Here is a 24,431-nt window from a genome sequence, read left to right as displayed (position 1 = left end):
CGCAGGCTAGGGGGTGGTGACCGGACGATCGACCGGCAGCCGACCGTCGCGCACCGCCCTGCGCTCGAACCACACGGTGGCGAACGGCGGGACCGAGGCGACGAGGGCGACCACCAGCGTCTGCGTGTCCCAGCGGAGCACCCGCCACGCGACGACGGCGAGGACCACGTAGCCGACGAAGACCCCGCCGTGGATCGGCCCGGCGACCTGCACGCCCAGCTCGGAGGTGCGCAGCACCCACTTCACGAACATGCCGGCCAGCAGGAGCGCCCAGCTCAGCGCCTCGGCGAGGGCGACGACACGGAAGGCGCGGGCGACGGTGCGGGGCTCGAGCAGGGTGGCCACGACCTGGTCCAACGGCGCGGGCCACGCCGGTGTCCCCGGGTGTGACCGACCCCGCACAGCACGGAGCCCCGGTCACCGCGAGGGCGACCGGGGCTCCGGGACGGCTGCGTCAGCCCGCGATGCGGCGGTAGGCCGTGGGCGCGGAGCCCATCGCGTCGATGCTGGCGACCTTCACCACGTCGCCGGACGTCGGCGCGTGGACCATCTGGCCGTTGCCGATGTAGATGCCGATGTGGCTGACCGGGGAGTAGAAGGCGACCAGGTCACCGGGCTGCAGCTGGCTGCGGGAGACGGCCTGGCCCATGGCGGCCTGGGACCGGCTGGAGTGCGGCAGCGAGATGCCGGCGGCGGCGTAGGCGTACTGCACCAGACCCGAGCAGTCGAAGCTGTTCGGCCCGGCGGCGGCCCACACGTAGGGGTCGCCCTGCTGGGCCAGCGCGGTCTGCACGGCGGTCTGCGCGGCGGCGGAGCCACCGGACACGACGCCCGCCGAGGGAGCCGGCGCAGCGCTGGACCCGCTCGAGCTGGAGCTGGCCGAGCCGGACGACCCGTCGTCCCTGGAGGACCGGCTGACCGAACCGGCACGCTCGGCGGCCTGGGCGGCAGCGGCCTCGGCCGCGGCCCGCTCGGCGGCGGAGAGCCGCTCGTACTGGGCCTGGTACTCGGCGATCTCGGCGTTGAGCTGGTCCTGCTGCGCGGTGACCGTGTCGAGCTGGGCCTGCGCCTGGGCGGTGGCCTGCTCGGCCTCCTGCTGCGCGGCGGTCGCGGCGTCGTTGGCCTGCTGCGCCTGGGTGAGCACCTCGGTGCTGTGCGCGGAGAGCAGGTCCAGGGTGGCCGCCTGCTCGACGAACTCGCCGGCCGAGCTGGCGCTCAGGAAGGTCTGCAGGCCCACGAGCTGGCTGCCGCCCTGGTAGGCGGTGCGCGCGACGCTGGTGACCGAGCTGCGGGCGGCCTCGAAGCCGGCCTGGGCCGCCTGGGCGTCGGCGACGGCCTGGGTCTGCGCGGCCTGGTCGGCCTCCAGCGCGACCCGCGCGTCGTTGAACTGCTCGGTGAGCACCTCGAGCTGGTGGCCGCGGTCGGCGACCAGCTGGGCGGCCTCGGCGGCGGTGGTGGGTTCGGCGGTGTCGCCGGGGGCGGCCTGCGCGGGGGCCGTGGTCACGAGGACCCCGGCGGCGGCGAGGAGGGTGATCGCTGCGCGACGCCCCCGGAGGAGGGCAGGGCGGCGCGCGGCCGTGCTGGAACTCGCCATGTGCGGCGGGTGGTCCTTTCTTCCATCGAGCCGCCTACCGGGTTAGCTGACGGATTCGGGCGGGAAGGTCGCCCGGCACGTCGGGCCCTGGCGGGCCGTCGGTGCTTCACCCCAGTGCTTCGGTGGGTCCCCGGTCCTGCCGCTCCCCGGTGGTGCTCGTGGTGCTGGGGGGCGGCTGTGGTTCGGCGGCGTCCGGCCGGTGCCACCCAGGGGAGGTGGCGGAACGATCCGTCCGGACCCGGCCAAGCTAGGCCGTATTACGGACTCATGACAACCCACCCCCCTCCGTTTGTGGACTTCCGCACGCTCCCGCCCAGGACACGCCATGAGCACGCTCACAACGTGTCACCGTCTCGTTGCACCTGTTGCGGGTGGGACAGGATGCCGGGATGCGGCACGACGTGGTGGTGGTCGGCGGGGGGCACAACGGGCTCGTCGCGGCGGCGTACCTGGCCCGGGCAGGACGCTCGGTGCTGGTCCTGGAGCGCCGGGCGGGCCTCGGCGGGGCGGCGGTCAGCGAGCGGGTGTTCCCCGGCGTCGACGTCCGGCTCTCGGCCTACTCCTACCTGGTCAGCCTGCTGCCCGACCGGGTGGTCACCGACCTGGACCTGGGCATCGAGCTGGCCGACCGCGCGGTCAGCTCGGCGACCCTGCTGGGCGACCGGGCCCTGCTGGTGGAGCGGGACCCCGGCCCGGCGACCGAGGCCTCGTTCCGGGCGCTGACCGGGTCGGACGCCGAGTGGGCGGGCTGGCAGCGGTTCTACGGCCGGCTGGCCACCCTGGCCGAGGACCTCTCCCCCACCCTGGTGGAGCCGCTGCCGACCCGGGGCGAGCTGGAGCGGCGGCTGCGCGACCCGCAGCTGTACCGCGACCTGGTCGAACGCCCGCTCGCCGACGTGGTGGCCGACCACCTGCACTCCGACGTCGCGCGCGGCGTGGCCCTCACCGACGGGCTGATCGGCACCTTCGCCGACGTGCACGCCGCCGATGGGCTGGCCGGCCGCTGCTTCCTCTACCACCTGGTGGGCAACGGCACGGGGCTGTGGCGGGTGCCGGTGGGCGGCATGGGCGCGGTCAGCGGCGCGATGGCCGACGCCGCCCGGCGCGCCGGTGCCGACCTGCGGACCCGGGCCACCGTCACCGCCCTCGAGACCCGCGCGGACGGCGTCACCGTGCACTGGACCGACGACGACGGGACGGGGCACGCCGTGGACGCCGGATACGTGGTGGCCGGCTGTGCCCCCGCCGTCCTCGACGAGCTGACCGGCGCCGTCCCCGGGCCGCGCCCGGAAGGCGCCCAGCTCAAGGTCAACATGGTGCTGACCCGGCTGCCGAGGCCCCGCTCGGGCCTGGACCCCGCGGTCGCGTTCGGCGGCACCTGCCACGTCGACGAGGCCGTCTCCCAGATCGACGCCGCACACGCCGACGCCGCGGCGGGGCGGCTGCCCGCGACCATCCCGTTCGAGGTGTACTGCCACTCGCTGACGGACCCGTCGATCACCGGCGACACCGGCCTGCACACGCTGACCCTGTTCGGCCTGCACACCCCCGCCCGGCTGTTCGCCGCCGACCCGGTGGGCACCCGCGAGGAGGCGGTGCGCCGGGTGGTGGCCCAGCTGGACGCGCAGCTGGAGGAGCCGCTGGCCGACTGCCTGGCCACCGACGCCGAGGGCCGGCCGTGCCTGCAGGCGGCGTCCCCGCTGGACGTCGAGGCCTCGCTGGCCATGCCGGGCGGGCACATCTTCCACGGCGACCTGGCCTGGCCGGTCGCCGACGAGGCGCACCCGGCCGGCAGCTGGGGTGCCGCCACCGACCACCCGCGGGTGGTGTCGGCGTCCAGCGGCGGGACGGTGCGCGGCGGGGCGGTCAGCGGGCTGGGCGGGTACGCCGCGGCCCGTCATCTGCTGGGATGAGCCGGTGGAGACGACCGGTGCAGTGCTGCGCAGCCAGGGTGGTCAGTACGAGCTGGTGACGCTGGAGGTCGGCGACCCCGGCCCCGGCGAGGTGCTCGTGGAGATGGCCTACGCCGGGCTGTGCCACTCCGACGAGCACCTGCGGCACTCCAACGCCGGCGGCCGGTACCCGATCGTCGGCGGCCACGAGGGCTCCGGGCGGGTGCTGGCGGTCGGCCCCGGGGTCAGCCGGGTCGCGCCCGGCGACCACGTGGTGGCCAGCTTCCTGCCCGCCTGCGGCACCTGTCGGTGGTGCGCGTCGGGCCGGTCCAACCTGTGCAACCTGGGTGCCACCATCGGCACCGGGCAGCTGCCCACCGGCACCTGGCCGTTCCGGCTGGACGGCGCCGAGCTGGGCGGGTTCTGCATGGTGGGCGCGTTCGCCCGGCACTCGCTGCTGCACGAGGCGTCGGTGATCAGGATCCACCCGTGGCTGCCGCTGGACACCGCGGCGCTGATGGCCTGCAGCGTGCCCACCGGCTGGGGCTCGGCGGTCTACGCCGGCGGCACCCGGCCCGGCGACACCGTCGTGGTCGTCGGCTGCGGCGGGGTGGGCGCCAACGCGGTGCAGGGCGCCGTGCACGCCGGGGCCTCGCACGTCGTCGCGGTGGACCCGGTGGCCTTCCGGCGGGAGTTCGCGCTCACCGTCGGGGCCACCCACGCGGTGGAGAGCTCCCGGGACGCCGCGGCGCTGGCCCGTGAGCTGACCTGGGGCAACGGCGCCGACGTCGTCGTCCTCACCCTGGGCTCGACCGACGCCGAGAGCACCCGGCTGGCCGCCCGCTGCCTGGGCAAGGGCGGCACGCTGGTGCTCACCGCGCTGGCCGACGTCGCCACCGACGTCACGCTCTCGCTGCAGGGCAACGGCGTGACCGCCTACGAGCACCGCATCCAGGGCGCGCTGTTCGGCAGCTGCAACGCCCACCGCGACGTCCCGATGCTGCTGCGGCTGGCCGAGGAGGGGAAGCTCGAGCTCGACCGCCTGGTCACCCGGCGGTACTCCCTGGACCAGCTGCACCAGGGATTCGCCGACCAGGCCGCCGGCGAGACGATCCGCGGCCTGCTGGTGCACGCCGACTGAGCTGACCGGGCGGCGCCGCGCGCGGGGTGGTGGAGTGGGTGCGGTGATCCGTTGGCGTGCCGAGGTGCGGTTCCTCATGGGATCGGTGCGCCGGGGTCTGCGCGGGCGGGACCTGTCGCTGATCGCGGCGGGGCTGACGTTCTACGCGGGGATCTCCGTGGTCCCGCTGCTGCTGCTGGCCGTCGCGCTCACCTCGCTGCTCACCTCCCCGGAGGCCGTGCGCAGGTACCTGGACACCCTGGGCGGGGTGCTGCCCGACGAGCTCGGTGCGCCCGACGCGCTGGCCGCCCTCGCCGAGGCGGGCACCACGCTGACCTGGCTGGGCGGGGTCCTGGCGCTGCTCCCCATGACGTTCTACGGCGAGGGGCTGCGGCGGGCCCTGCTGCGGTTCACCGACGAGCGGGACACCTACACCGGGTGGCGGGGCCGGCTGGCCGTCGTCCCGCTGCTGCTCGTCTCGCCGTTGCTGCTGTACCCGGTGCTGCTGGTCGTCCCGGTGCTGGCCGACCTGCAGACCGGCGGGACCGGGTCGCGGGTGGCCGAGGTCGCCGTGGGCTTCTACGCGGTGCTCTTCGCGTTGGTCGGCCCGCTGGTCTGGGGGTTCCGGGTGGTCGCGGCGGGGATGCTGCGCTGGCGGGCGATCGGCACCGGGGCGTTCTTCACCGCGGCCTCGCTGGCCGGGTTCCTGCAGGGGTTCATGCTCTTCCTGCGTCTGCCGCTGTCGATCGGCGCCCCGTTCGGCGGGCTCGAGGTGGTCGGCGGGGTCGTGGCCCTCGGCCTGTGGCTGTTCCTGCTGCACCTGGTGGTGATCGCCGGCTGGCTGCTCACCCAGGCGCTGGACGAGCGGCTCGCGCGCGGAGCACCACCGGCGCGACCGACCCCGGCAGCAGCCGACCGGCCGGACGGCGCACCTGCACCGTGACCCCCTCGGCGAAGCGGTAGGGCCGGGTCGCCAGCAGCGGGCCGACCGCCCGGCGCAGCCGGGACACCTCGGCCCGCACCGTGACCGTGCGGGTGGGGTCGGCGAACAGGTCGTCGGCCAGCTCGCCGGCGCTGCGCCCCCCGGGCGCCGAGGCGAGGGCCAGCAGGATCTCCGCGTGCCGCAGCCCGAGCACGTCGGTCCAGGAGCCGGTCGGCGCGGTCACCCGGAGCACCGGCCGGTCGCCGGAGAGGTCCAGGACCACGTCGGTCGCGCACCCCGGCTGGACGTCGTCCAGCCGCACCAGCCAGCCGCCGGGCAGCGGCGCCACCCGGCAGGACCCCAGCCCGGGCAGCACCACCGGCCCGCCGTCCAGCGCCGCCGGCAGCACCACCCGCGCCGGCCCGGCGAACCCGGTGGCCGCCGCGGTGACACCGTCGGGGGCCAGCACCAGCGCCCGGCCCTCGACCCGGGCCAGCAGCGGCCCGGCCACCCGGCGCAGCTGGTCCAGCGCACGGTCGTGGGCGGCCCGCACCTCGTGCTCGGCCAGCGCGGCGACCGCCGACACCAGGGCCAGGGCGCCGGGGTGCGCGGTGCGGGCCGGCCCGGAGAGGTCGACCACGCCCAGCAACCCGCCGCCGACGGGGTCGCGCAGCGGCGCGGCCGCGCAGGTCCACTGCTGGTGGCCGTCGACGTAGTGCTCCCCGCCGTGCACCCCGACCGGCGCGCCCACGACCAGGCAGGTGCCGATGGCGTTGGTGCCCACCGTCGGTTCGTCCCAGGCCGCGCCGGGCACGAAGCCCAGGCCGTCGGCCCGCCGGCGCACCTCGGGCGCCCCGCCCTGCCACAGCACCCGGCCGTCGGTGCCGGTGACCACCACCAGCTGCCCGCAGGCCCGGGCCACGGGCTCCAACCGGTCGCGCAGCACCGGCAGCATCGGCGCCAGCGGCCCGGTGACCACCCGCCGGGAGACCTCGGCGTCGGGCAGCACGGCCTTCCCGGCGCCGCCGCCCGGGTCGACCCCGGCGGCGGCGACCCGGCGCCAGGAGGCGTCGATCAGCGGGCGCGGCACGCACCCAGGGTGTGACCCGGGCCACCGAGGACGCAACCCCCTGCAACCCTGCCGCGACGTCCGCGCCGGGTGTGGCATGGGGCCGCGGACGGCGACGAGGCCGTCGGCGACGAGGAGGCACCCGCATGACCCAGACCCTGGAACGGGCCACCGACACCCCGGCCGGCCGCGTCGAGTCCTGGCTGGCCGACTTCCAGGCCGCACTGACCGCCCGGGACGTGGACGCAGCCGTCGAGCTGTTCGCCCCGACGTGCTTCTGGCGCGACCTGGTCGCTTTCACCTGGAACATCACCACCGCCGAGGGCCAGGACGCCGTCCGCGCCCGGCTCACCGAGGTGCTGGACCGGGTCCACCCGACCGGCTTCCGGGTGACCGAGGGCGAGGAGCCCACCGGCGCGGACGGCGTCGACGAGGCGTGGATCCACTTCGAGACCTCGGTCGGGCGGGGGCGGGGCCACCTCCGGCTGCAGGACGGCAAGGCGTGGACCTTGCTGACCACGCTGTACGAGCTGAAGGGGCACGAGGAGAAGGCCGGCCGGGACCGGCCGATGGGCGCCGAGCACGGGGCGAACAAGGACCGGCAGACCTGGCTGGAGCGCCGCGAGGCCGAGGCCGCCGAGCTCGGGTACACCCGCCAGCCCCACGTGCTGGTCATCGGCGGCGGGCAGGGCGGCATCGCCCTGGGCGCCCGGCTGCGCCAGCTCGACGTCCCCACCATCGTCGTCGACAAGCACGCGCGACCCGGCGACCAGTGGCGCAGCCGCTACAAGTCCCTCTGCCTGCACGACCCGGTCTGGTACGACCACCTGCCCTACCTGCCGTTCCCGCCGAACTGGCCGGTCTTCGCGCCGAAGGACAAGATCGGCGACTGGCTGGAGATGTACACCAAGGTCATGGAGCTGGACTACTGGAGCTCCACCACCGTGCAGTCCGCGCACTTCGACGAGGACGCCGGCACCTGGACCGTCGAGCTCACCCGCGACGGCGAGCGGCTGACCCTGCACCCGACCGAGCTGGTCTTCGCCACCGGCATGAGCGGCAAGCCGCGGATGCCTCGGTTCCCGGGGACGGACCGCTTCCGCGGCGAGCAGCAGCACTCCTCCCAGCACCCGGGGCCGGAGGAGTACCGCGACAAGAAGGTCGTGGTGGTGGGGTCGAACAACTCCGCGCACGACATCTGCGCGGCGCTGTGGGAGCACGGCGCCGACGTCACGATGGTCCAGCGCAGCTCCACGCACATCGTCACCAGCGCCTCGCTGATGGGCACGATGGAGGGCCTGTACTCCGAGAGCGCCCTGGCGGGCGGGATGACCACGGAGAAGGCGGACCTGACCTTCGCCTCGCTGCCCTACCGGATCATGGGCGAGTTCCAGAAGCCGCTCTACGACCAGATCCGCATCGACGACGCCGAGTTCTACGCCCGGCTGGAGAAGGCCGGGTTCCAGCTCGACTTCGGCGACGACGACTCGGGGCTGTTCCTGAAGTACCTGCGCCGGGGCTCGGGCTACTACATCGACGTCGGCGCCTCCGAGCTCATCGCGAACGGGTCGGTGAAGCTGGTCGGCGGCCAGGTGCGGGAGCTGACCGAGGACGCCGTCGTGCTGGAGGACGGCACCGAGCTGCCGGCCGACCTGGTCGTCTACGCCACCGGCTACGACTCGATGAACGGCTGGGTCGCCGACCTGGTCGACCAGGGGACGGCCGACCGGCTGGGCAAGGTCTGGGGCCTGGGGTCGGACACCACCAAGGACCCCGGGCCGTGGGAGGGCGAGCAGCGGAACATGTGGAAGCCCACCGCCGTCCCGCACCTGTGGATGCACGGCGGCAACCTGCACCAGTCCCGGCACTACTCCCTCTACCTGGCCCTGCAGCTCAAGGCCCGGTACGAAGGCATCCCGACGCCGGTGAGCGAGCCGGCGCCCGTGCACCACACGAGCTAGTTCGTCGGGAGCCCCGGGATGGCCGGCGGTCCCGGGACCGGCTGCCCCGGCGGGGGTGCCGGCCCCGGGGCCGGCACCGGGGCCGGCACCGGCACCGGTGCGGGGGCGGGCGGCCTGTACGAGGCGCCGTTGCTGACCCGGATGGTGACCACCTGGCCGACGACGGCGCGGCCCCCGGCGGGCGGGCTGGTGCCCAGCAGCGACCCGGCCGGGCTGCTCCCGTTCACCGTCACGGTCTGCGCGACGAACCCGGCCGAGGCGAGCGCGGCCCGGCACGAGGACACCGACCCGCAGCCGGGCACCGGCCGGGTGTTGCCGTTGACCACGACCGGGTCGGCGGGCGGGAACTCGCCGCTGCCCCGGGCATCCAGGATCGGCGCCATCGCCGCGCGCCAGATGGTGGCCGGTTTGTTGCCGCCGAAGCCGCCGACGTCCTGGTTCTGCTTGGGGTTGAGGACCATGACGCTGGCGGTGATCTCCGGGGTGTAGCCGACGAAGGCGGCGGAGAAGTTGTCCTGCGACGTCCCGGTCTTGCCGGCGATCTGGTGGCCGGCGACGTAGGCGCGCGACCCGGTCTGGCCGGGGTTCCCGGGCTCGACGTCGCGGCGCAGGATCTGGTTCAGGGTGGTGGCCACCCCCGGGTTGATCGCCCCGGGCGTGCACTGGTCGCCGCGGACGACGGGGGCGCCGTCGTCCCCGGTCAGCGGGGCACCGGTGCGGTCGAGGACGGCGGTCACCGGGGTGACCAGGCAGCGGGTGCCGCTGGCGGCGAAGGTGGAGTAGGCGCTGGCCAGCGCGAGGGGGCTGGTCGCCTCCGCGCCGAAGGTGAACGACCCGCGGTTCTCGTCGATGATCTGCTGTGGCAGGCCGGGGTCGCTGAACTGGAACAGGCCCGCCGCCTCGGCCATCCGCACCGGCTCCTCGACGCTGCCCAGCGCGTCCTCCAGCGCCAGGAAGTAGGTGTTGGAGGACTGGTACAGCGCCGTCGACAGGTCGAGGGTGGGTGAGTACCGGCCGGCGTTCTCCACGTCGTAGGGCTCGCTGCCGTCGCGGTAGACGCGGGAGACGTAGGGGTCCGACGTCGTCAGCGTGTAGTACTGCGAGTACTGCCGGGCCAGCGCCGCGGCGGCGGTGAACACCTTGTACGTCGACCCGGAGCCCTGGCTGGCCGCGACGTTGAGGTTGTAGGACTCCTGCGCCGGGTCGGTCTGGTCGTAGCCGAAGACCCGGTTGACGCTCATCGCCAGCAGGTGACCGGTGCCGGGCTGGACGGCGGTGAACATGCCGGCCAGCGAGTCGCCCATGGGCAGGGTCTGCAGCACCGCGGCGTCGCCGGCCCGCTGCAGGTCGGGGTCCAGCGTGGTCTGGATGGTCAGCCCGTCGTGCTCGAGCTGCTCCTGGCTGATGCCCAGGGTCTGGGTCAGGTAGCGCTGCACGAAGTCGCAGACGAACGCGCCGACCGAGGCCTGCACGCAGCCGCGCGGCGGGGCGGCGCCGAGCACCAGGCCCAGCGGGGCGGCCTGCGCCGCGGCGGCGTCGGCAGAGGTGACCATGCCCTGCGCGGCCATCCGGTCCAGCACCTGGTTGCGCCGGGTGGTGGCGGCGTCCGGGTTGACCGTGGGGTCGTCGTTGGTGGGGCTCTGCGCCAGCCCGGCCAGCATCGCCGCCTGCGGCAGGGTGAGGTCGACGGCGTCGACGGAGAAGTAGATGCGGGCGGCGGCCTGCACGCCGTAGGCGTTCTGCCCGAAGTAGACGATGTTCAGGTAGCGGGTGAGGATCTCGTCCTTGGAGTAGGTCTCCTCCAGCGCCAGGGCGAGCCGGGCCTCGCGCAGCTTGCGCTGCAGCGTCTGCTCGGTGGCCGCGGCCGCCTCCTCGGGCGTCTCCGCGGTCTGCAGCAGGGTCTGCTTGACCAGCTGCTGGGTCAGCGTCGACCCGCCCTCCTGCACGTCGCCGGCGACCAGGTTCGTCACCGCGGCGCGCAGCGTGCCCTGCACGTCCAGGCCGTGGTGGGAGTAGAAGCGGGCGTCCTCGATGGCGACCATCGCCTGCTTCATCACCGGCGCGATGAGCTCGGGCGCCACCGGGGCGCGGTTCTCCTCGTAGAACCCGGTGATCACCTCGCCGTCGGCGGCCAGCACCACGGTGTTGCCCGGCGGGGTGCGGTCGGTGAGCTCGACCGGCAGCGCGTCGAGCAGGGAGGCCGAGTTCCTGGCGGTCACCCCCAGCCCGCCGACGACCGGGAACAGGACGGCGGCCACCAGCACCCCGGCCAGCACGAGGGCGCCCAGCAGCTGGACCACCGTGCCGATCCGTCGGGCCGCGCTCATCGACGTGCCTCCCTGCAGGTCAGGGGCCCATAGAACCCGGGGCACAGCCGTTCCACAACGGCCCTGGGACCCGCCGAGACCTGGATGCAACCTGCACAGTGCACCCTGGAACCCCGCACCGACCCCGAGGAGCCTGGTCCATGCCGTCCCCCGACCTGACCGTGAACGGGCGCACCGTCCCCCTGGACGGCGTCCCCGCGCACACCACCGCGCTGGACTGGTTGCGGGAGTCGGGTCTGGTGGGCGCCAAGGAGGGCTGCGCCGAGGGCGAGTGCGGGGCCTGCTCGGTGCTGGTCGCCCGCCCGGGGACGACGACGCCCACGCGCTGGACGGCGCTCAACGCCTGCCTGGTCCCGGTGCTGGCGCTCGATGGCCAGGAGGTCGTGACCGCCGAGGGCCTGGGCACCCCCGACGACCTGCACCCGGTGCAGCACGAGATGGCGGTGCGCGGCGGCTCGCAGTGCGGCTACTGCACGCCGGGCTTCGTCTGCTCCATGGCCGCGGAGTTCTACCGGCCCGACAGAGTCCCGATCGAGGCCCCGGGCGAGCCCACCCCGGAGCACGGGGCCAACGGCTTCGACCTGCACGCCCTGTCGGGCAACCTGTGCCGCTGCACCGGCTACCGGCCGATCCGGGACGCCGCCTACGCCCTCGCCGGGCCGGGCACCGACGACGCGCTGGCCGGCCGGCTGCACGAGCCCGCCCCGGCAGCAGCCCCGACCGACGTCCCCGGGTTCACCCGCCCGCCCGACCTGCCCGCAGCGCTCGCCCTGCTGGCCGAGCACCCCGACGCGGTGGTCGTCGCCGGCTCCACCGACCACGGCGTCGAGGTCAACCTGCGCGGCCTGCGCGCCCCGCACGTCGTCGCCATCGACCGGCTGCCCGAGCTGCGCGGGGTGACGGTCACCGACGAGGTGGTCGAGATCGGCGCCGCGGTCACGCTGTCCGAGGTGGCCACCCGGCTGGACGGCGCCGTCCCCCTGCTGGACCTGCTGCTGCCGCAGTTCGCCTCCGTGCTGATCCGCAACGGCGCCACGCTGGGCGGCAACCTGGGCACCGGCTCCCCCATCGGCGACACCGCCCCCGTCCTGCTCGCCCTGGACGCCTCGCTGGTGCTGGTCTCCGCGGACGGCGAGCGCGAGGTCGCCCTGGCCGACTACTTCACCGGCTACCGCCGCAGCGTGCGCACCGCGGGCGAGCTGATCCGCGCCGTCCGCATCCCCCAGCCGCAACCCGGGCTGGTCGGGTTCACCAAGATCGCCAAGCGGCGGTTCGACGACATCTCCAGCGTCGCCGTCGCCGTCGGCCTCGACGTGGTCGACGGCGAGGTCGTGAAGGCCCGGATCGGGCTCGGCGGGGTGGCCGCCACCCCGATCCGCGCCCGCGCGACCGAGGAGGCCCTGGTCGGCGCCCGCTGGCCGGACGTCGCCGCGGCCGCCGACGTGCTGGCCACCGAGGGCACCCCGCTGGACGACCACCGGGCCAGCGCCGCCTACCGGAGGGCGATGCTCCGGCAGTCCCTGCTCAGGATCGCTGCGTCGGAGGTGCCGGCATGAGCGCGTTGTCCGAACGTCCCCTCGGCGCCGTCGTCGGCGCCCCCGTCCCGCACGAGGCCGCGGCGCTGCACGTCACCGGGCAGGCGTTGTACACCGACGACCTGGTCGGCCGCACCAAGGGCGTGCTGCACGCGTGGCCGGTGCAGGTGCTCGCCGCGCACGCGCGGGTCACCGCCGTCCGCACCGAGGCCGCGACCGCCGTCCCCGGGGTGGTCCGGGTGCTCACCGCGGCCGACGTCCCCGGTGTGAACGACGCCGGGGTGAAGCAGGACGAGCCGCTGTTCCCCGACGAGGTCATGTTCCACGGCCACGCGGTGGCCTGGGTGCTCGGCGAGACGCTGGAGGCCGCCCGGCTCGGCGCGGTCGCCGTCGAGGTGGACGTCGAGGAGCTGCCCGCCCTCGTCACGGTGCGCGACGCGGTCGCCGCCGGCTCCTTCCAGGGCGGGCAGCCGACGCTGCTGCGCGGCCCGGACGTCGAGGAGGCACTCGCCGGGTCTGCGCACGTGTTCAGCGGCGAGTTCGAGTTCGCCGGCCAGGAGCACTTCTACCTGGAGACGCACTGCGCGCTGGCCCAGGTCGACGAGAACGGCCAGGTGTTCATCCAGTCCAGCACCCAGCACCCCACCGAGACGCAGGAGATCGTCGCGCACGTGCTGGGCCTGGCCAGCAGCGAGGTCACCGTGCAGTGCCTGCGGATGGGCGGCGGGTTCGGCGGCAAGGAGATGCAGCCGCACGGCCTGGCCGCGGTCGCCGCGCTCGGTGCCCGCCTGACCGGCCGGCCGGTGCGGCTGCGCCTGAACCGCGCGCAGGACATCACGATGACCGGCAAGCGGCACGGGTTCCTGGCCCAGTGGCGGGTCGGGTTCGACGACGCCGGCCGGCTCACCGCGCTGGACGCGACGCTGACCTCGGACGGCGGCTGGAGCCTGGACCTGTCCGAGCCGGTGCTGGCCCGGGCGCTGTGCCACGTCGACAACGCCTACTGGATCCCCGCCGTCCGGGTGAACGGCCGGATCGCGAAGACCAACAAGACCTCGCAGACGGCGTTCCGCGGGTTCGGCGGGCCGCAGGGCATGCTGGTCATCGAGGACGTGCTGGGCCGCTGCGCCCCCACCCTCGGGTTCACCGCCGAGGAGCTGCGCCGCCGCAACTTCTACGCGTCGGGCCAGGACACCCCCTACGGCCAGCCGGTCCGCCACGCCGACCGGCTGCAGAAGGCCTGGCAGCAGGTGCTGGACTCCTCGGACTTCCACGACCGGACCGCGCAGGTCGAGCAGTTCAACGCCGGGTCGATCCACGTGAAACGGGGTCTGGCGATCACCCCGGTCAAGTTCGGGATCTCGTTCAACTTCACCGCCTTCAACCAGGGCGGCGCGCTGGTGCACGTCTACAAGGACGGCTCCGTGCTCATCACGCACGGCGGCACCGAGATGGGCCAGGGCCTGCACACCAAGATGCTGCAGGTCGCGGCCACCGCCCTCGGCGTCCCGCTGTCCCGGGTGCGGCTGGCCCCCACCCGCACCGACAAGGTGCCCAACACCTCCGCGACCGCGGCGAGCTCCGGCGCGGACCTCAACGGCGGCGCGGTGAAGAACGCCTGCGAGCAGATCCTGGGCCGGCTGGCGCAGGTCGCCGCCGAGGAGCTGCACGTGCCGGCGGCCGACGTCCGGTTCGTCGAGGGCCGGGTGCGCGGCCTGGACGCCGCCGGGCCCTCGGTGGCGTGGGAGGACGTCGTCAGGCTGGCGTACTTCTCGCGGGTGCAGCTGTGGGCGGCCGGCTTCTACCGGACCGAGGGCCTGCACTGGGACTCCGCGGCGATGCGCGGCGAGCCGTTCAAGTACTTCGCCTACGGGGTGGCCGCGGCCGAGGTCGAGGTCGACGGGTTCACCGGCGCCTACCGGGTGCGGCGGGTGGACATCGTGCACGACGTCGGCGACTCGCTGTCCCCGCTGGTCGACCTCGGCCAGGTCGAGGGCGGCTTCGTGCAGGGCTTGGGATGGCTGACCCTGGAGGACCTCCGCTGGGACGCCACCACCGGTCGCGTGCTGACCTCGTCGGCGTCCACCTACAAGCTGCCCAGCTTCTCCGAGATGCCCGAGGACTTCCGGGTGTCCCTGCTGGACGCCGCGCACGAGGACGGCGCGGTCTACGGCTCCAAGGCGGTCGGCGAGCCGCCGCTGATGCTGGCGTTCTCCGTGCGGGAGGCGATCCGCCAGGCCGCCGCAGCGTTCGGGCCGCCCGGGACGAGCGTGGACCTGGCTTCCCCGGCCACCCCGGAGGCGGTGTTCTGGGCGGTCGAGGCGGCCCGCTCCGCCGAGGGTGCGCACGTGCGCGACGGCGGTTCGGCTCCCCCGCAGCCCGACGGGCCACCGATCCGGCCCACCTCCGAGCGCGTCCTGGGCCAGACCTGATGCGCTGGGACCGCGCCGTCCGGGCGCTGCGCGAGCGCCGGGAGGCCGGCGTCCTGGTCACCGTCGCGACCGTGCGCGGGCACTCGCCGCGCGAGGCCGGCGCCAAGATGGTGGTCACCGCGGCCGGGCAGCACGGCACCGTCGGCGGCGGCAACCTGGAGGCCGTCGCCGTCGAGCGCGCCCGGGAACTGCTCGGCTCGGACGGCGGCACCCTGGTCGTGGAGGTCGCGCTGTCGGACAAGGCGCCCTACCAGCACGGCGTGCAGTGCTGCGGCGGCGAGGTCGGGCTACTGCTGGAGCCGCTGCCCGTCGTCCCGTCGGTGGCGGTGTTCGGGATCGGCCACGTCGGGCTCGAGCTGGCGCGGATCCTCGCCCGGCACGACCTCGACCTGCACCTGGTCGACAGCCGGCCCGGTCAGCTGGCCCCGGAGCGGCTGGCCGTGCTCGACGACGCCGTCGCCGAGGTGCACGTGCACCAGGTGCCGGTGCTGCCCGAGCTGGTGCTCGCCGAGCTGCCCGCGGGCAGCCACGTGCTGGTCATGACGCACGACCACGCCGAGGACGCCGCCCTCTGCGACGCCGCCCTGCGCACGCCGGGCCTGGCCTCGATCGGGCTCATCGGGTCGGCCGGCAAGTGGGCCCGGTTCCGCCGCACCCTGCTCGCCGACGGCGCCCCCGACCCGGACCGGATCACCTGCCCCATCGGTCTCCCGGAGCTGGCCGGCAAGGACCCCGCCGTGATCGCGGTGGGCGTGGCGGCGGCGCTGCTCGGCGCGGTCGCGCGCGTCCCGTCGTGACGCTGGTCCGCGGCACCTTCCTCGACACCCCGGTCGCCGGGGAGCTGCGCACCCTCGACGGGGTCGTGCAGGTCGAGGACGGCGTCGTCACGGCTCGAGGACCGGCGTCCGACTTCCCCGCGCCGGACGTCGACCTGCGCGGCGGCGTGGTGCTGCCCGGGCTGGTGGACACGCACGTGCACTACCCGCAGGTCCGGGCGATCGGCGGGCTGGGCATGCCGCTGCTGGACTGGCTGGACCGCTGCGCCCTGCCCGAGGAGTGCGAGCTGGCCGCCCCCGACTACGCCGCCGCGGTGGCGTCGGAGTTCGTCGACGGCCTGGTCCGGGCGGGGACGACGACCGCGCTGGTGTTCGGCTCGCACTTCGCGACGGCCGTGGACGCGCTGTTCACCGAGGCCGCGCGGGTCGGGCTGCGGGTGACGTCGGGGCTGGTGGTCAGCGACCTGCTGCTTCCCGCCGACCTGCACACCTCGCCCGCACGGTCCTTCGAGGAGGGCCTCGCGTTGGCCGGGCGCTGGCACGGCGTCGGCCGGTCCCGCTACGCGGTGACGCCGCGCTTCTCGCTCTCCTGCTCGCCGGCGCTGCTGGAGGCCAGTGCCGACCTGCTGGGGTCGCTGGACGACGCCCTGTTCACCTCGCACGTGAACGAGAACCCGGCCGAGGTGGCCGCGGTGGCCGACCTGCACGGCGGCTACGTGGACAGCTACGACCGGTACGGCCTGCTGGGCCCGGCGTCGGTGCTGGCCCACGACGTGCACCCCACCGACGCCGAGCTCGCCGTCCTGGCCGCGCGGGGGACGGCGGTGGCGCACTGCCCGACCTCGAACGCCGCACTCGGCAGCGGCCTGTTCCCGCTGCGCCGGCACGCAGACGCCGGGGTCCGGGTGGCGCTGGGTTCCGACGTCGGGGCCGGGACCGGGTTCTCGCTGCTCAAGGAGGGCCTGCAGGCCTACTTCGCCCAGCAGCTGCTCGGCCCCGAGGGCGTGCCGCTCACCCCGGCGGACCTGCTGCACCTGGCCACGGTCGCCGGCGCCGACGCGCTCGGGCTGGCCGACCAGGTCGGCCACCTGTCGGTCGGCATGCGCTTCGACGCCGTCTGGCTGCGACCGCCGTCCGGCTCGACCCTGGACGTCGTCCTGCGCTCGGCCGCCGGCCCCGACGACGCGCTGGCCAAGGTCTTCGCCCTGGGCGGCCCCGCGGACGTCGCCGGCGTGTGGGTGGACGGCACCCGCATCCGCAGCTGACCGGCCGCGCTCATGTCGCGTTGATCGTGCAGAACGGCAACGCCGCCACGCCGGTGGGCGGCGTGTCGGCGTTGTGGTTCTGCAAGGTCAACGGGGGGGCGGGGCGCCGGAGTCAGTCGGTCTCGTCGATGAGGCGGTCGCGCTGGGCGGCGACGTCGTAGTCGGGGGCGGGGAAGCGCGGGTCGAGGTCCTGCACGGCCTCCAGCAGCAGCCGGCCGATGGCCCAGTTGCGGTACCACTTGCGGTCCGACGGCACGACGTACCAGGGGTTGGTCTGCGTGGAGGTGCGCTCGAGGGCGACCTCGTAGGCGCGCTGGTAGTCCTCCCACAGGCCGCGCTCGTCGATGTCGCCGGGGTTGAACTTCCAGCGCTTGGTCGAGTCGTCCAGGCGGGCCAGCAGCCGCTGCTTCTGCTCCCACTTCGACACGTGCAGCATGCACTTCACGATCGTCACGCCGGCCTCGACGAGCTGGTCCTCGAACCGGACGATCTCCTTGTACCGCCGCTCGATGACCGCCGGGGTGGCCAGCTCGCGGACCCGGCCGATGAGCACGTCCTCGTAGTGCGACCGGTCGAAGACGCCGATCAGCCCGGGCACCGGCACCGCCCGCCGGACCCGCCAGAGGAACCCGTGCTTGAGCTCCTCGGGCGTGGGCTTCTTGAAGCTGGTGATGGCCAGGCCCTGCGGGTTCACCGCCCCGGCGACGTGCTCGATCACGCCGCCCTTGCCGCTGGTGTCCATGCCCTGCAGCACCAGCAGCACCCGCCGGGTGCCGCCGGTGGCGCCCTCGGCGTAGAGCTTCTCCTGCAGGACGGCGAGCTCGGCGCCGTCGGCGAGCAACTGCGCCTTGGTCGTGTCCTTGTCGCCCGGGGCGGACGGGGTGTCCCGGGGGTCGATGTCGGCCAGGGTCACCGTGCCGGCCGGTGCTCGCAGGACCTCGCGCACGGACACCGTCTTCTTGGCCATGATCGGAACCCTAGTGAGGGCTCACGCGGCCAGCAGGTCCGGCAGCTCGCCGCGGTGCAGCACCACCAGGCTGCTCACCGCCCGGGTCAGCGCGACGTAGAGCCGGTGCAGCCCTCGCGGCTCGGCCGCCACGATCGCGGCGGGCTCCACGACCACCACGTGGTCGAACTCCAGGCCCTTGACCAGCGTCGCCGGGACGACGGCGACCGGGGCCGGCTCGCTGCCGTCGTCGGCCAGGGCAGCGGCCTCGATCCCCTCGGAGTCCAGCGCCGCCACCAGCTCCGCCACGGCCGCGTCCGCGCACACGATCCCCACCGACCCCGCACCGGCCGACCGCACCACCTCGGCGAGCACCGGAGCGAGCACCGGCACCGGCCGGACCTGCAGGGACCCCGGCTCCGACCGCACCGCGGTGGCCGGGGCGAGCCCGGGCACCAGCACCGGCAGCAGCCGGTTGGCGAACTCCAGCACCTCGGCGGGCACCCGGTAGCCGGTGGTCAGCGGCCGCACCTGCGTACCCGGCCGGCCCAGCGCCTCCAGCGTGGCCGACCAGTCGGCCACCGACCACGGGCTGGTGGCCTGCGCCAGGTCGCCCAGCACGGTCAGCGACCCGGCGGCCAGCCGTCGCGCCACGGCCCGGCACTGCATCGGGGAGAGGTCCTGCGCCTCGTCGACCACCACGTGCCCGTAGCCCGGCGTCCGCTCCAGCAGCCCGGCCACCTCGTCGACCAGGACGGCGTCGGCCGCCGTCCAGCGGGTGGCCCGCACCGACCGCGCGGGTGCCCGCCGCAGGAGGTCCTGCTCGGCCGGGTCCAGCACGGAACCGCCCACCGACGGGTCGGCGAGGACCTCGGCGACCAGCGCGGCGGCGTCCACGGCCGGCCAGTGCTCGTCGCAGAACGCGCGGACCTCGGCCGAGCGGGCGCACCGTCGCGTCTCGGCGTCCGTGGGGCTGCCGCCGACCTCCTCCTTCTGCCGGCGGGCGTCCTCGGCCAGCGACAGCGCCAGCCGCTCCCGGCCCGCGCCGTAGGAGATGCCGGCCCGCCGCAGGTCGTCGACGTAGCGCTTGAGCCGCTCCTCCGGGACCCGGTACCTCCGGCCCGACAGCGGCACCTGCACCGAGTCGCGCGGCTTGGTCACCCGGCGCCACAGCGCGCGGTGCAGCACCTCGGCCAGCCGGGCGTCGCCCTTGAGCACGGCGACGTCGTCGGGGTCCTCGGCCCGCACCGGCACCCGGCCGGTCAGGTCGGCGACGGTGGCCTGGTCGACCTCCACCTCGCCGAGGGCGGGCAGCACCTGCTCGATGTAGCGCAGGAAGGCCCGGTTCGGCCCGACGACGAGCACGCCGGTGCGGGAGAGCTGTTCGCCGTGCGTGTACAGCAGGTAGGCCGCGCGGTGCAGCCCGACGGCGGTCTTGCCGGTGCCGGGGGCACCCTGCACGCAGATCGACTCGGCCAGCGGCGCGCGCACGATGTCGTCCTGGTCGGGCTGGATGGTGGCCACGATGTCGCGCATCGGGCCCGACCGCGGCCGCTCGATCTCCTCCCGCAGCAGCGTCGACGGCCCATCGTCCGCCGACAGCGACTCGTCCTCGTAGGAGGTCAGCTCGCCGTCGGCGAAGCCGAACCTGCGGCGGCGGGTCAGACCCTGCGGGTCGGCGGCGCTGGCCTGGTAGAACGGCCGGCTCATCGGCGCCCGCCAGTCGATGACCACCGGGTCGCCGGCGGCGTCGCGCACATGCCGGCGGCCGATGTGGAAGGTCTCGGCGGGGGTGTCGGTGCGGCCGAAGAACGGCGGCGCACCGGGGTCGGCGGCCAGGCTGCGCAGGCGCTCGGCGCGGGCGGCGCCCAGCCGTTCGGAGGCCCAGGCGTCGACGCCGGCGTCGGCGGTGGCCACGGTGGCCGCGCGCATGTCGGTCAGGCAGGCGGCGGCGAGGTCGAGGTGTGCACGTTCGGCTTCGAGGACGGCGTCGGACACGGTCGGAGGACGTTACGCCGGTTGCGGCCCGGAGCCCAGGCCCTGCACCAGCACCGCGACCGTCTGCTCGACCATCCCGTCCCCGGCCACGGCACCGGCCGACCCGGCCTGCTGCATGCCGATGCCCCGCAGCGCGCCGAGCAGCAGGACGGCGACCGCTTCCGGGTCGGCGTCGCGGCGCACCGACCCGTCCTGCACACCGTCCCGGACGACGGCGGCGAGGTCGGCGCGGAAGGACCGGTCCCGCTCGGCGAACAGCGGGCCGAGCACCGGGTCCGAGGCCCGCGACTCCGCCCACATCAGCAGGAACGCCCCGATGGCCGGCCGGCGCAGCGCCACGTTCTGCAGGTAGGCCCGGACCAGGGCGGCCAGCCGGTCCAGCCCGGTCCCGTCGACCTCGGGGACGTCGAAGCGCTGCGCGTCCCGGACGACGGCGGCCAGCAGCTGGTCCCGGCTGCCGAAGTGCGCGTGCACGATCCCGCGGCTGTACCCGGCGGCCTGCCCCACCTCGGCGAGCGTGACCGCGCGCGATCCCCGCTCGGCGATCAGCGCGATGGCGGCGTCCACCACCCGGCGCTCGGTCTCGGCGCGGCGCTGCTGCTGAGTCCGGCGGACCTGCTCGACCACCCGCGCAGTGTCGCATCGTGGTTACTTGCATGCGAACAAGCAAGTGTGAGACCGTGGCGGTATGACCACGCCACGCCGTCCCGTCCCCGTACCGCCCGCAGGCCCGGGCACACCGCCGTTCCGCTGGCCACTGCGCCGCCCCCGGCCGCGGCTCTAGGACCCCGTCGGCGACGATGAGCGGGTGGGCACCTGGGCGCGGTTCGACGACCTCGTCGCCGGCACGGCCCTGGCCTTCGACCCGCCGGTCGCGGTCGTCGTCGCCCGCACACCCGCCGAGGTCGGCCCGGCGCTGCGCGAGGTCGAGGCGCACACCGCCGCCGGCCGCTGGGCGGCGGGGTTCCTCGCCTACGAGGCCGCCCCCGGCCTGGACCCGGTCCTGACCACGCGCGACCCGGACGGCCACCTGCTCTGGTTCGGCATCACCGAGGGCCCGCCCCGCGCCGTCCCGCCGGTGGCCGCGGGCACTCCCCCGCCCGGCCCGTGGGTGCCCGACTGGACGCCGGAGCAGCACGCCGCCGCGGTGGCCGCCGTCCGCGAGCGGATCGCCGCCGGGGACACCTACCAGGTCAACCTGACCACCCGGCTGCGCGGACCGGCCCCGGCCGACCCCCTCGCCGCCTACGCCCACCTGGCCCTGGCCCAGCGCGGCGCCTGGAACGGCTACCTCGACGCCGGCACCGCCGTCGTCGCCAGCGCCAGCCCGGAGCTGTTCCTGCACCGCACCGGCGACCACGTGCTCGTGCGCCCGATGAAGGGGACGGCGGCCCGCGGGCGCACCACCGCCGAGGACGCCGCCGCCCGCGACGCGCTGCTGGCCAGCACCAAGGACCGCGCCGAGAACGTGATGATCGTCGACCTGGTGCGCAACGACCTGGCCCGCGTCGCGGTCACCGGCAGCGTCCAGGTCACCCGGCTGCTGGCCGCCGAGCGGTACCCGACGGTGCACCAGCTGACCAGCGACGTCCGGGCCACCCTGCGGCCGGGCACCGGACTGGTCGACCTGGTCACCGCGCTGTTCCCCTGCGGATCGGTCACCGGCGCGCCCAAGGCGTCGTCCATGGCGGTCATCGCCGAGCTGGAGACCGCACCCCGCGGGGTCTACTGCGGCGCCGTAGGCTTCGTGGGCCCGGGCGAGGCCCGGTTCTCCGTCGCCATCCGCACGCTGGTCGTCGACCGGGACACCCGGACGGCGGCCTACGGCGCCGGCGGGGGCATCACGTGGTCGTCCGACCCCGCCGCCGAGCACGCCGAACTCCTGACCAAGACCCGGGTGCTCACCGCAGCACCCCCGGAGTTCGCCCTCCTGGAGACGATGCGGCACACCGCCGCGGGCCTGCACCACTGGCCCGGCCACCGGGCCCGGCTGCTGGACTCCGCCGCGCACTTCGGCTTCGACGTCGACCCGGCCAGGGTGGAGCGGGCCCTGGCGGACCTGGACGGCGACCGGCGGGTCCGGCTGACGGTGGCCCGCGACGGCACGCCCACCGTCGAGACCTTCCCGCTCCCCGCGCCGTACGCGGGCCCGGTGCGGCTGGAGCTGGACGAGGAACCGGTCGACGAGCACGCGCCGTGGCCGCACCACAAGACCACCCTGCGGGCGCCCTACGACACCCGGCTGGCCCGCCACCCCGGCGCCGACGACGTCCTGCTGGTCAACACCGCCGGCGAGGTCACCGAGAGCTGCCGCGCCAACCTCGCCGTCCGGCGGGGCGGTGCGTGGGTGACCCCGCCGCTGGGCAGCGGGTGCCTGCCCGGCGTCGAGCGGGCCCGGCTGGTCGCCGACGGCACCCTCGTCGAGGGCCGGATCACCCCGGCCGACCTGCCCGGGGCGGAGATCGCGCTGGTCAGCTCGCTGCGGGGCTGGCTGCCGGCGGTCTACCGCTCGTAAGGGAAGAACCCGCGGCCGGTCTTGCGGCCGAGCAGGCCGGCGTCGACCATGCGCAGCAGCAGCGGCGGCGGGGCGTAGAGGGGCTCCTTGAACTCCTCGTACATCGACTGCGCGACCGCGGCCGTGGTGTCCAGGCCGATGAGGTCGGCCAGGGCGAGCGGGCCCTGCGGGTGGGCGCAGCCCTGCACCATGCCGGCGTCGATGTCCTCGGCGGAGGCGAAGCCGCTCTCCATCATCCGGATCGCGCTCAGCAGGTAGGGGATGAGCAGCGCGTTGACGATGAACCCCGCCCGGTCCTTGGACCGGATGGTGGTCTTGCCCAGCTGGTCCTCGGCGAACGCGGTCACCGCGGCGAGGGTCGCGTCGCTGGTCAGCAGGCTGGCCACGACCTCCACCAGCGGCAGCACCGGTGCGGGGTTGAAGAAGTGGACGCCCACGACCTTGTCCGGCCGCTTGGTGACGCTGGCCATCTTCACCAGCGGGATCGACGAGGTGTTCGACGCCAGGACCGCCTCCGGCGGCAGCAGCTCGTCGAGCTCGCGGAACAGGTCCAGCTTGAGCGCCTCGACCTCGGGCGCGGCCTCGATGACCAGCTCGGCGTGCACGGCCCCCTCGAGCGAGGTGGCGACGTCGACCCGGGCCAGCGCGGCGTCGGCGTCCTCGGTGCTCAGCCGGCCGGACTTCGCCGCGCGTGCCAGCGACTTCTCCAACCGGGCGCGGAACCGCTCGGCCCCGGCCTCGTCGGCCTCGACGACGACGACGTCGCACCCCGCCCGGGCGCTGACCTCGGCGATGCCGGCCCCCATCTGCCCACCACCGATGACCGCGATCCGCTGCACTGGCACTCCTCGCTCGACGTGTACCGCCCACCGTGCCACACGCCCGGGTGATCACCCCGGGTCCAGCGCGGTCATGTCACCCCGGAGGCAGCACCTGGCCCGGGTGGATCAGCGCGGCGGGGACGACGTCCCCGCCGCTGTCCACCACCCGCACCAGCGAACCGGGGCGCGGCAGGCCGGCCGGGGGCCTCCCCGTCCGCTGGCCGACCACCCAGTGCACGGTGTCACCGTCCGTGCCGTACTCCAGGGCCTCGCCGACGTACCAGACGACCCAGGTCGGCCCGGTGATGCCACGGCGGGCCCCGTCGCCGTCGCGTACCCACATGCGACCCGACAGCAGAACCAGCATCACCTTCTGCGAGAGCCGCCGAGCCGACACCGGTGGTCGGGTCGCCGAGCTCAAGCCGATGTCCGGGACGACGGGTACGTCGATGCGCACCGACCCATGATCACCCCGGCTCAGATGCGACCTGCGCGACGACGGGGCAGCGCCCCACCCGGGGTGATCATCGGAACCGGGTGGACAGCGGGCGTAGCGTCGAGACTGTCCGGGACGAGCACGTGTGCGGGGGGACCCGCGGGGAGGCAGGTGGCCGCGATGGCCTGGTCGACCCCGAGCCGGACCCGCGTCCGGCTCCGCTGACCCGCACGATCGACGGCCCCCGAGCGGGCCGGTGCGGCAGCGTGCCCGGGGCGGGACGACGACCCCCACCCCTCCTCCCGCACCGGAGCCAGCCGTGCACGTCCTCACCGAGAAGCAGATCCGTTCCTCCTTCGTCAACGCCTCCCGCCGCGAGGCCGCCGACGCCGTCCTGCCCGACCTCGCCACCCAGCCGTGGGACTCCCTCGACCTGCTGGGCTGGCGCGACCCCAAGGCCCCGCTGCGCGCCTACGTCGTGCTGGAGCTCGACCACGGACCCGTCGGCATCCTGCTGCGCACCCCCGAGCCGGGCGGACGGCGGAAGAAGGCCCTGTGCACCTGGTGCCGGGACCTGCTCACCGTGCGGGCGGGGCTGTTCGTCGCCCGCCGGGGCGGGGCGTCGGGTCGGGCCGGCAACACCCTCGGCGTGCTGCTGTGCGACGACCTGGCCTGCTCGACCAACGTGCGGCGGCCCCCGACGAGCAGCGAGGCCGGCGACGGCATCGAGGCGGTCGCCGACCAGGTCGTCGCCGAGCGCATCGAGGCGCTGCGGGCCCGGTCGGCCGCGTTCGCCGCGCAGGTTGTCGGGTCCTAGGTGTG

At 75.1% G+C, this 24,431-nt stretch carries 19 protein-coding genes and 1 riboswitch; of the genes, 10 read left to right on the top strand and 9 right to left on the bottom strand.

What is annotated here, in order from left to right; all coding sequences use genetic code 11:
- Nucleotides 1-6 precede the first annotated feature (6 nt).
- Together NH342_RS00285 and NH342_RS00280 are read right to left on the bottom strand one after the other, a co-directional pair.
- Nucleotides 7-345: a DUF3817 domain-containing protein gene (locus NH342_RS00285; protein ID WP_253010074.1), complete on the bottom strand. Its 339-nt coding sequence runs from the start codon at nt 343-345 to the stop codon at nt 7-9.
- Nucleotides 346-454: 109 nt separating this feature from the next.
- Entirely contained in the window at nt 455-1,504 is a 1,050-nt protein-coding gene (locus NH342_RS00280) for an NlpC/P60 family protein (RefSeq protein WP_253010072.1), read from the bottom strand.
- A 105-nt stretch (nt 1,505-1,609) separates the two neighbouring features.
- Nucleotides 1,610-1,759, bottom strand: a riboswitch (cyclic di-AMP (ydaO/yuaA leader).
- A 224-nt stretch (nt 1,760-1,983) separates the two neighbouring features.
- Here NH342_RS00280 and NH342_RS00275 point away from each other — a divergent pair.
- From NH342_RS00275 to NH342_RS00265, 3 genes are read left to right on the top strand one after another with little or no spacing between them, the layout of a single operon-like run.
- Nucleotides 1,984-3,507 carry an NAD(P)/FAD-dependent oxidoreductase gene (locus NH342_RS00275; RefSeq protein WP_253010070.1) on the top strand — a complete coding sequence of 508 codons (1,524 nt, stop codon included), beginning with the start codon at nt 1,984-1,986 and terminating at the stop codon, nt 3,505-3,507.
- Nucleotides 3,508-3,511: 4 nt separating this feature from the next.
- Nucleotides 3,512-4,627 carry an NDMA-dependent alcohol dehydrogenase gene (locus NH342_RS00270; RefSeq protein ID WP_253010068.1) on the top strand — a complete coding sequence of 372 codons (1,116 nt, stop codon included), beginning with the start codon at nt 3,512-3,514 and terminating at the stop codon, nt 4,625-4,627.
- Between the two features lie 43 nt (nt 4,628-4,670).
- The gene (locus NH342_RS00265) at nt 4,671-5,549 is read left to right on the top strand and encodes a YhjD/YihY/BrkB family envelope integrity protein (protein ID WP_253010066.1); all 879 of its coding nucleotides are present in this window, start codon (nt 4,671-4,673) and stop codon (nt 5,547-5,549) included.
- On the opposite strand, the gene NH342_RS00260 is transcribed toward NH342_RS00265, so the two are convergent.
- Nucleotides 5,452-6,618 (bottom strand): GAF domain-containing protein, encoded by a 1,167-nt coding sequence (locus NH342_RS00260; protein ID WP_253010064.1) that lies wholly within the window; start codon nt 6,616-6,618, stop codon nt 5,452-5,454. The two genes, NH342_RS00265 and NH342_RS00260, sit on opposite strands and share 98 nt — an antisense overlap.
- A 125-nt stretch (nt 6,619-6,743) precedes the next feature.
- On the opposite strand from NH342_RS00260, the gene NH342_RS00255 reads away from it, so the two are divergent.
- Nucleotides 6,744-8,558 carry an NAD(P)/FAD-dependent oxidoreductase gene (locus NH342_RS00255; RefSeq protein WP_253010062.1) on the top strand — a complete coding sequence of 605 codons (1,815 nt, stop codon included), beginning with the start codon at nt 6,744-6,746 and terminating at the stop codon, nt 8,556-8,558.
- Here NH342_RS00255 and NH342_RS00250 read toward each other — a convergent pair.
- Nucleotides 8,555-10,885, bottom strand: coding sequence for a transglycosylase domain-containing protein (locus tag NH342_RS00250; RefSeq protein WP_253010060.1), 2,331 nt, complete (start codon nt 10,883-10,885; stop codon nt 8,555-8,557). The genes NH342_RS00255 and NH342_RS00250 overlap by 4 nt on opposite strands.
- A gap of 140 nt (nt 10,886-11,025) precedes the next feature.
- Here NH342_RS00250 and NH342_RS00245 point away from each other — a divergent pair, with 140 nt between their 5' ends.
- The 4 genes from NH342_RS00245 to NH342_RS00230 are packed head-to-tail and all read left to right on the top strand — an operon-like array spanning nt 11,026 to nt 16,893.
- Nucleotides 11,026-12,441, top strand: a complete 1,416-nt coding sequence (locus NH342_RS00245; protein ID WP_253010058.1) for a xanthine dehydrogenase small subunit — start codon at nt 11,026-11,028, stop codon at nt 12,439-12,441.
- A complete protein-coding gene (gene xdhB, locus NH342_RS00240) occupies nt 12,438-14,852 on the top strand; it encodes a xanthine dehydrogenase molybdopterin binding subunit (protein WP_253010056.1) in 2,415 nt (804 codons plus the stop codon). The genes NH342_RS00245 and xdhB overlap by 4 nt, the downstream gene beginning before the upstream one ends.
- Nucleotides 14,852-15,649, top strand: coding sequence for a xanthine dehydrogenase accessory protein XdhC (xdhC, locus tag NH342_RS00235; RefSeq protein WP_253010054.1), 798 nt, complete (start codon nt 14,852-14,854; stop codon nt 15,647-15,649). The genes xdhB and xdhC overlap by 1 nt, the downstream gene beginning before the upstream one ends.
- The gene (locus tag NH342_RS00230; protein WP_253010052.1) at nt 15,646-16,893 is read left to right on the top strand and encodes a guanine deaminase; all 1,248 of its coding nucleotides are present in this window, start codon (nt 15,646-15,648) and stop codon (nt 16,891-16,893) included. The genes xdhC and NH342_RS00230 overlap by 4 nt, the downstream gene beginning before the upstream one ends.
- A 112-nt stretch (nt 16,894-17,005) precedes the next feature.
- On the opposite strand, the gene NH342_RS00225 is transcribed toward NH342_RS00230, so the two are convergent.
- From NH342_RS00225 to NH342_RS23975, 3 genes are read right to left on the bottom strand one after another with little or no spacing between them, the layout of a single operon-like run.
- Entirely contained in the window at nt 17,006-17,860 is an 855-nt protein-coding gene (locus tag NH342_RS00225) for a PPK2 family polyphosphate kinase (protein WP_253010050.1), read from the bottom strand.
- A gap of 21 nt (nt 17,861-17,881) precedes the next feature.
- A complete protein-coding gene (locus NH342_RS00220; protein ID WP_253010048.1) occupies nt 17,882-19,837 on the bottom strand; it encodes an AAA family ATPase in 1,956 nt (651 codons plus the stop codon).
- Nucleotides 19,838-19,849: 12 nt separating this feature from the next.
- Nucleotides 19,850-20,464 (bottom strand): TetR/AcrR family transcriptional regulator, encoded by a 615-nt coding sequence (locus tag NH342_RS23975; protein ID WP_253010046.1) that lies wholly within the window; start codon nt 20,462-20,464, stop codon nt 19,850-19,852.
- Between the two features lie 181 nt (nt 20,465-20,645).
- Between NH342_RS23975 and NH342_RS00210 the strand changes: the two genes are divergently transcribed.
- A complete protein-coding gene (locus tag NH342_RS00210; RefSeq protein ID WP_253010044.1) occupies nt 20,646-22,352 on the top strand; it encodes a chorismate-binding protein in 1,707 nt (568 codons plus the stop codon).
- On the opposite strand, the gene NH342_RS00205 is transcribed toward NH342_RS00210, so the two are convergent.
- Nucleotides 22,340-23,191, bottom strand: a complete 852-nt coding sequence (locus NH342_RS00205; RefSeq protein WP_253010042.1) for a 3-hydroxybutyryl-CoA dehydrogenase — start codon at nt 23,189-23,191, stop codon at nt 22,340-22,342. The genes NH342_RS00210 and NH342_RS00205 overlap by 13 nt on opposite strands.
- A gap of 76 nt (nt 23,192-23,267) precedes the next feature.
- The gene (locus NH342_RS00200) at nt 23,268-23,630 is read right to left on the bottom strand and encodes a hypothetical protein (RefSeq protein ID WP_253010040.1); all 363 of its coding nucleotides are present in this window, start codon (nt 23,628-23,630) and stop codon (nt 23,268-23,270) included.
- A gap of 298 nt (nt 23,631-23,928) precedes the next feature.
- On the opposite strand from NH342_RS00200, the gene NH342_RS00195 reads away from it, so the two are divergent.
- Nucleotides 23,929-24,426, top strand: a complete 498-nt coding sequence (locus NH342_RS00195) for an FBP domain-containing protein (protein ID WP_253010038.1) — start codon at nt 23,929-23,931, stop codon at nt 24,424-24,426.
- The last annotated feature ends 5 nt before the right edge of the window (nt 24,427-24,431 follow it).

This window comes from Klenkia sp. PcliD-1-E, from assembly GCF_024124375.1.
GTDB lineage: Bacteria > Actinomycetota > Actinomycetes > Mycobacteriales > Geodermatophilaceae > Klenkia.
Note: the sequence above shows the minus strand (reverse complement) of the source record. Positions and strands in the feature narration are given on the sequence as shown.

Excerpts from the sequence above, each read along its gene's own strand:
- NH342_RS00250 (WP_253010060.1), bottom strand. The coding sequence starts at position 10,885 with ATGAGCGCGGCCCGACGGATCGGCACGGTGGTCCAGCTGCTGGGCGCC.
- NH342_RS00225 (WP_253010050.1), bottom strand. The coding sequence starts at position 17,860 with ATGGCCAAGAAGACGGTGTCCGTGCGCGAGGTCCTGCGAGCACCGGCC.
- NH342_RS00245 (WP_253010058.1), top strand. The coding sequence starts at position 11,026 with ATGCCGTCCCCCGACCTGACCGTGAACGGGCGCACCGTCCCCCTGGAC.
- NH342_RS00275 (WP_253010070.1), top strand. The coding sequence starts at position 1,984 with ATGCGGCACGACGTGGTGGTGGTCGGCGGGGGGCACAACGGGCTCGTC.
- NH342_RS00255 (WP_253010062.1), top strand. The coding sequence starts at position 6,744 with ATGACCCAGACCCTGGAACGGGCCACCGACACCCCGGCCGGCCGCGTC.
- xdhC (WP_253010054.1), top strand. The coding sequence starts at position 14,852 with ATGCGCTGGGACCGCGCCGTCCGGGCGCTGCGCGAGCGCCGGGAGGCC.
- xdhB (WP_253010056.1), top strand. The coding sequence starts at position 12,438 with ATGAGCGCGTTGTCCGAACGTCCCCTCGGCGCCGTCGTCGGCGCCCCC.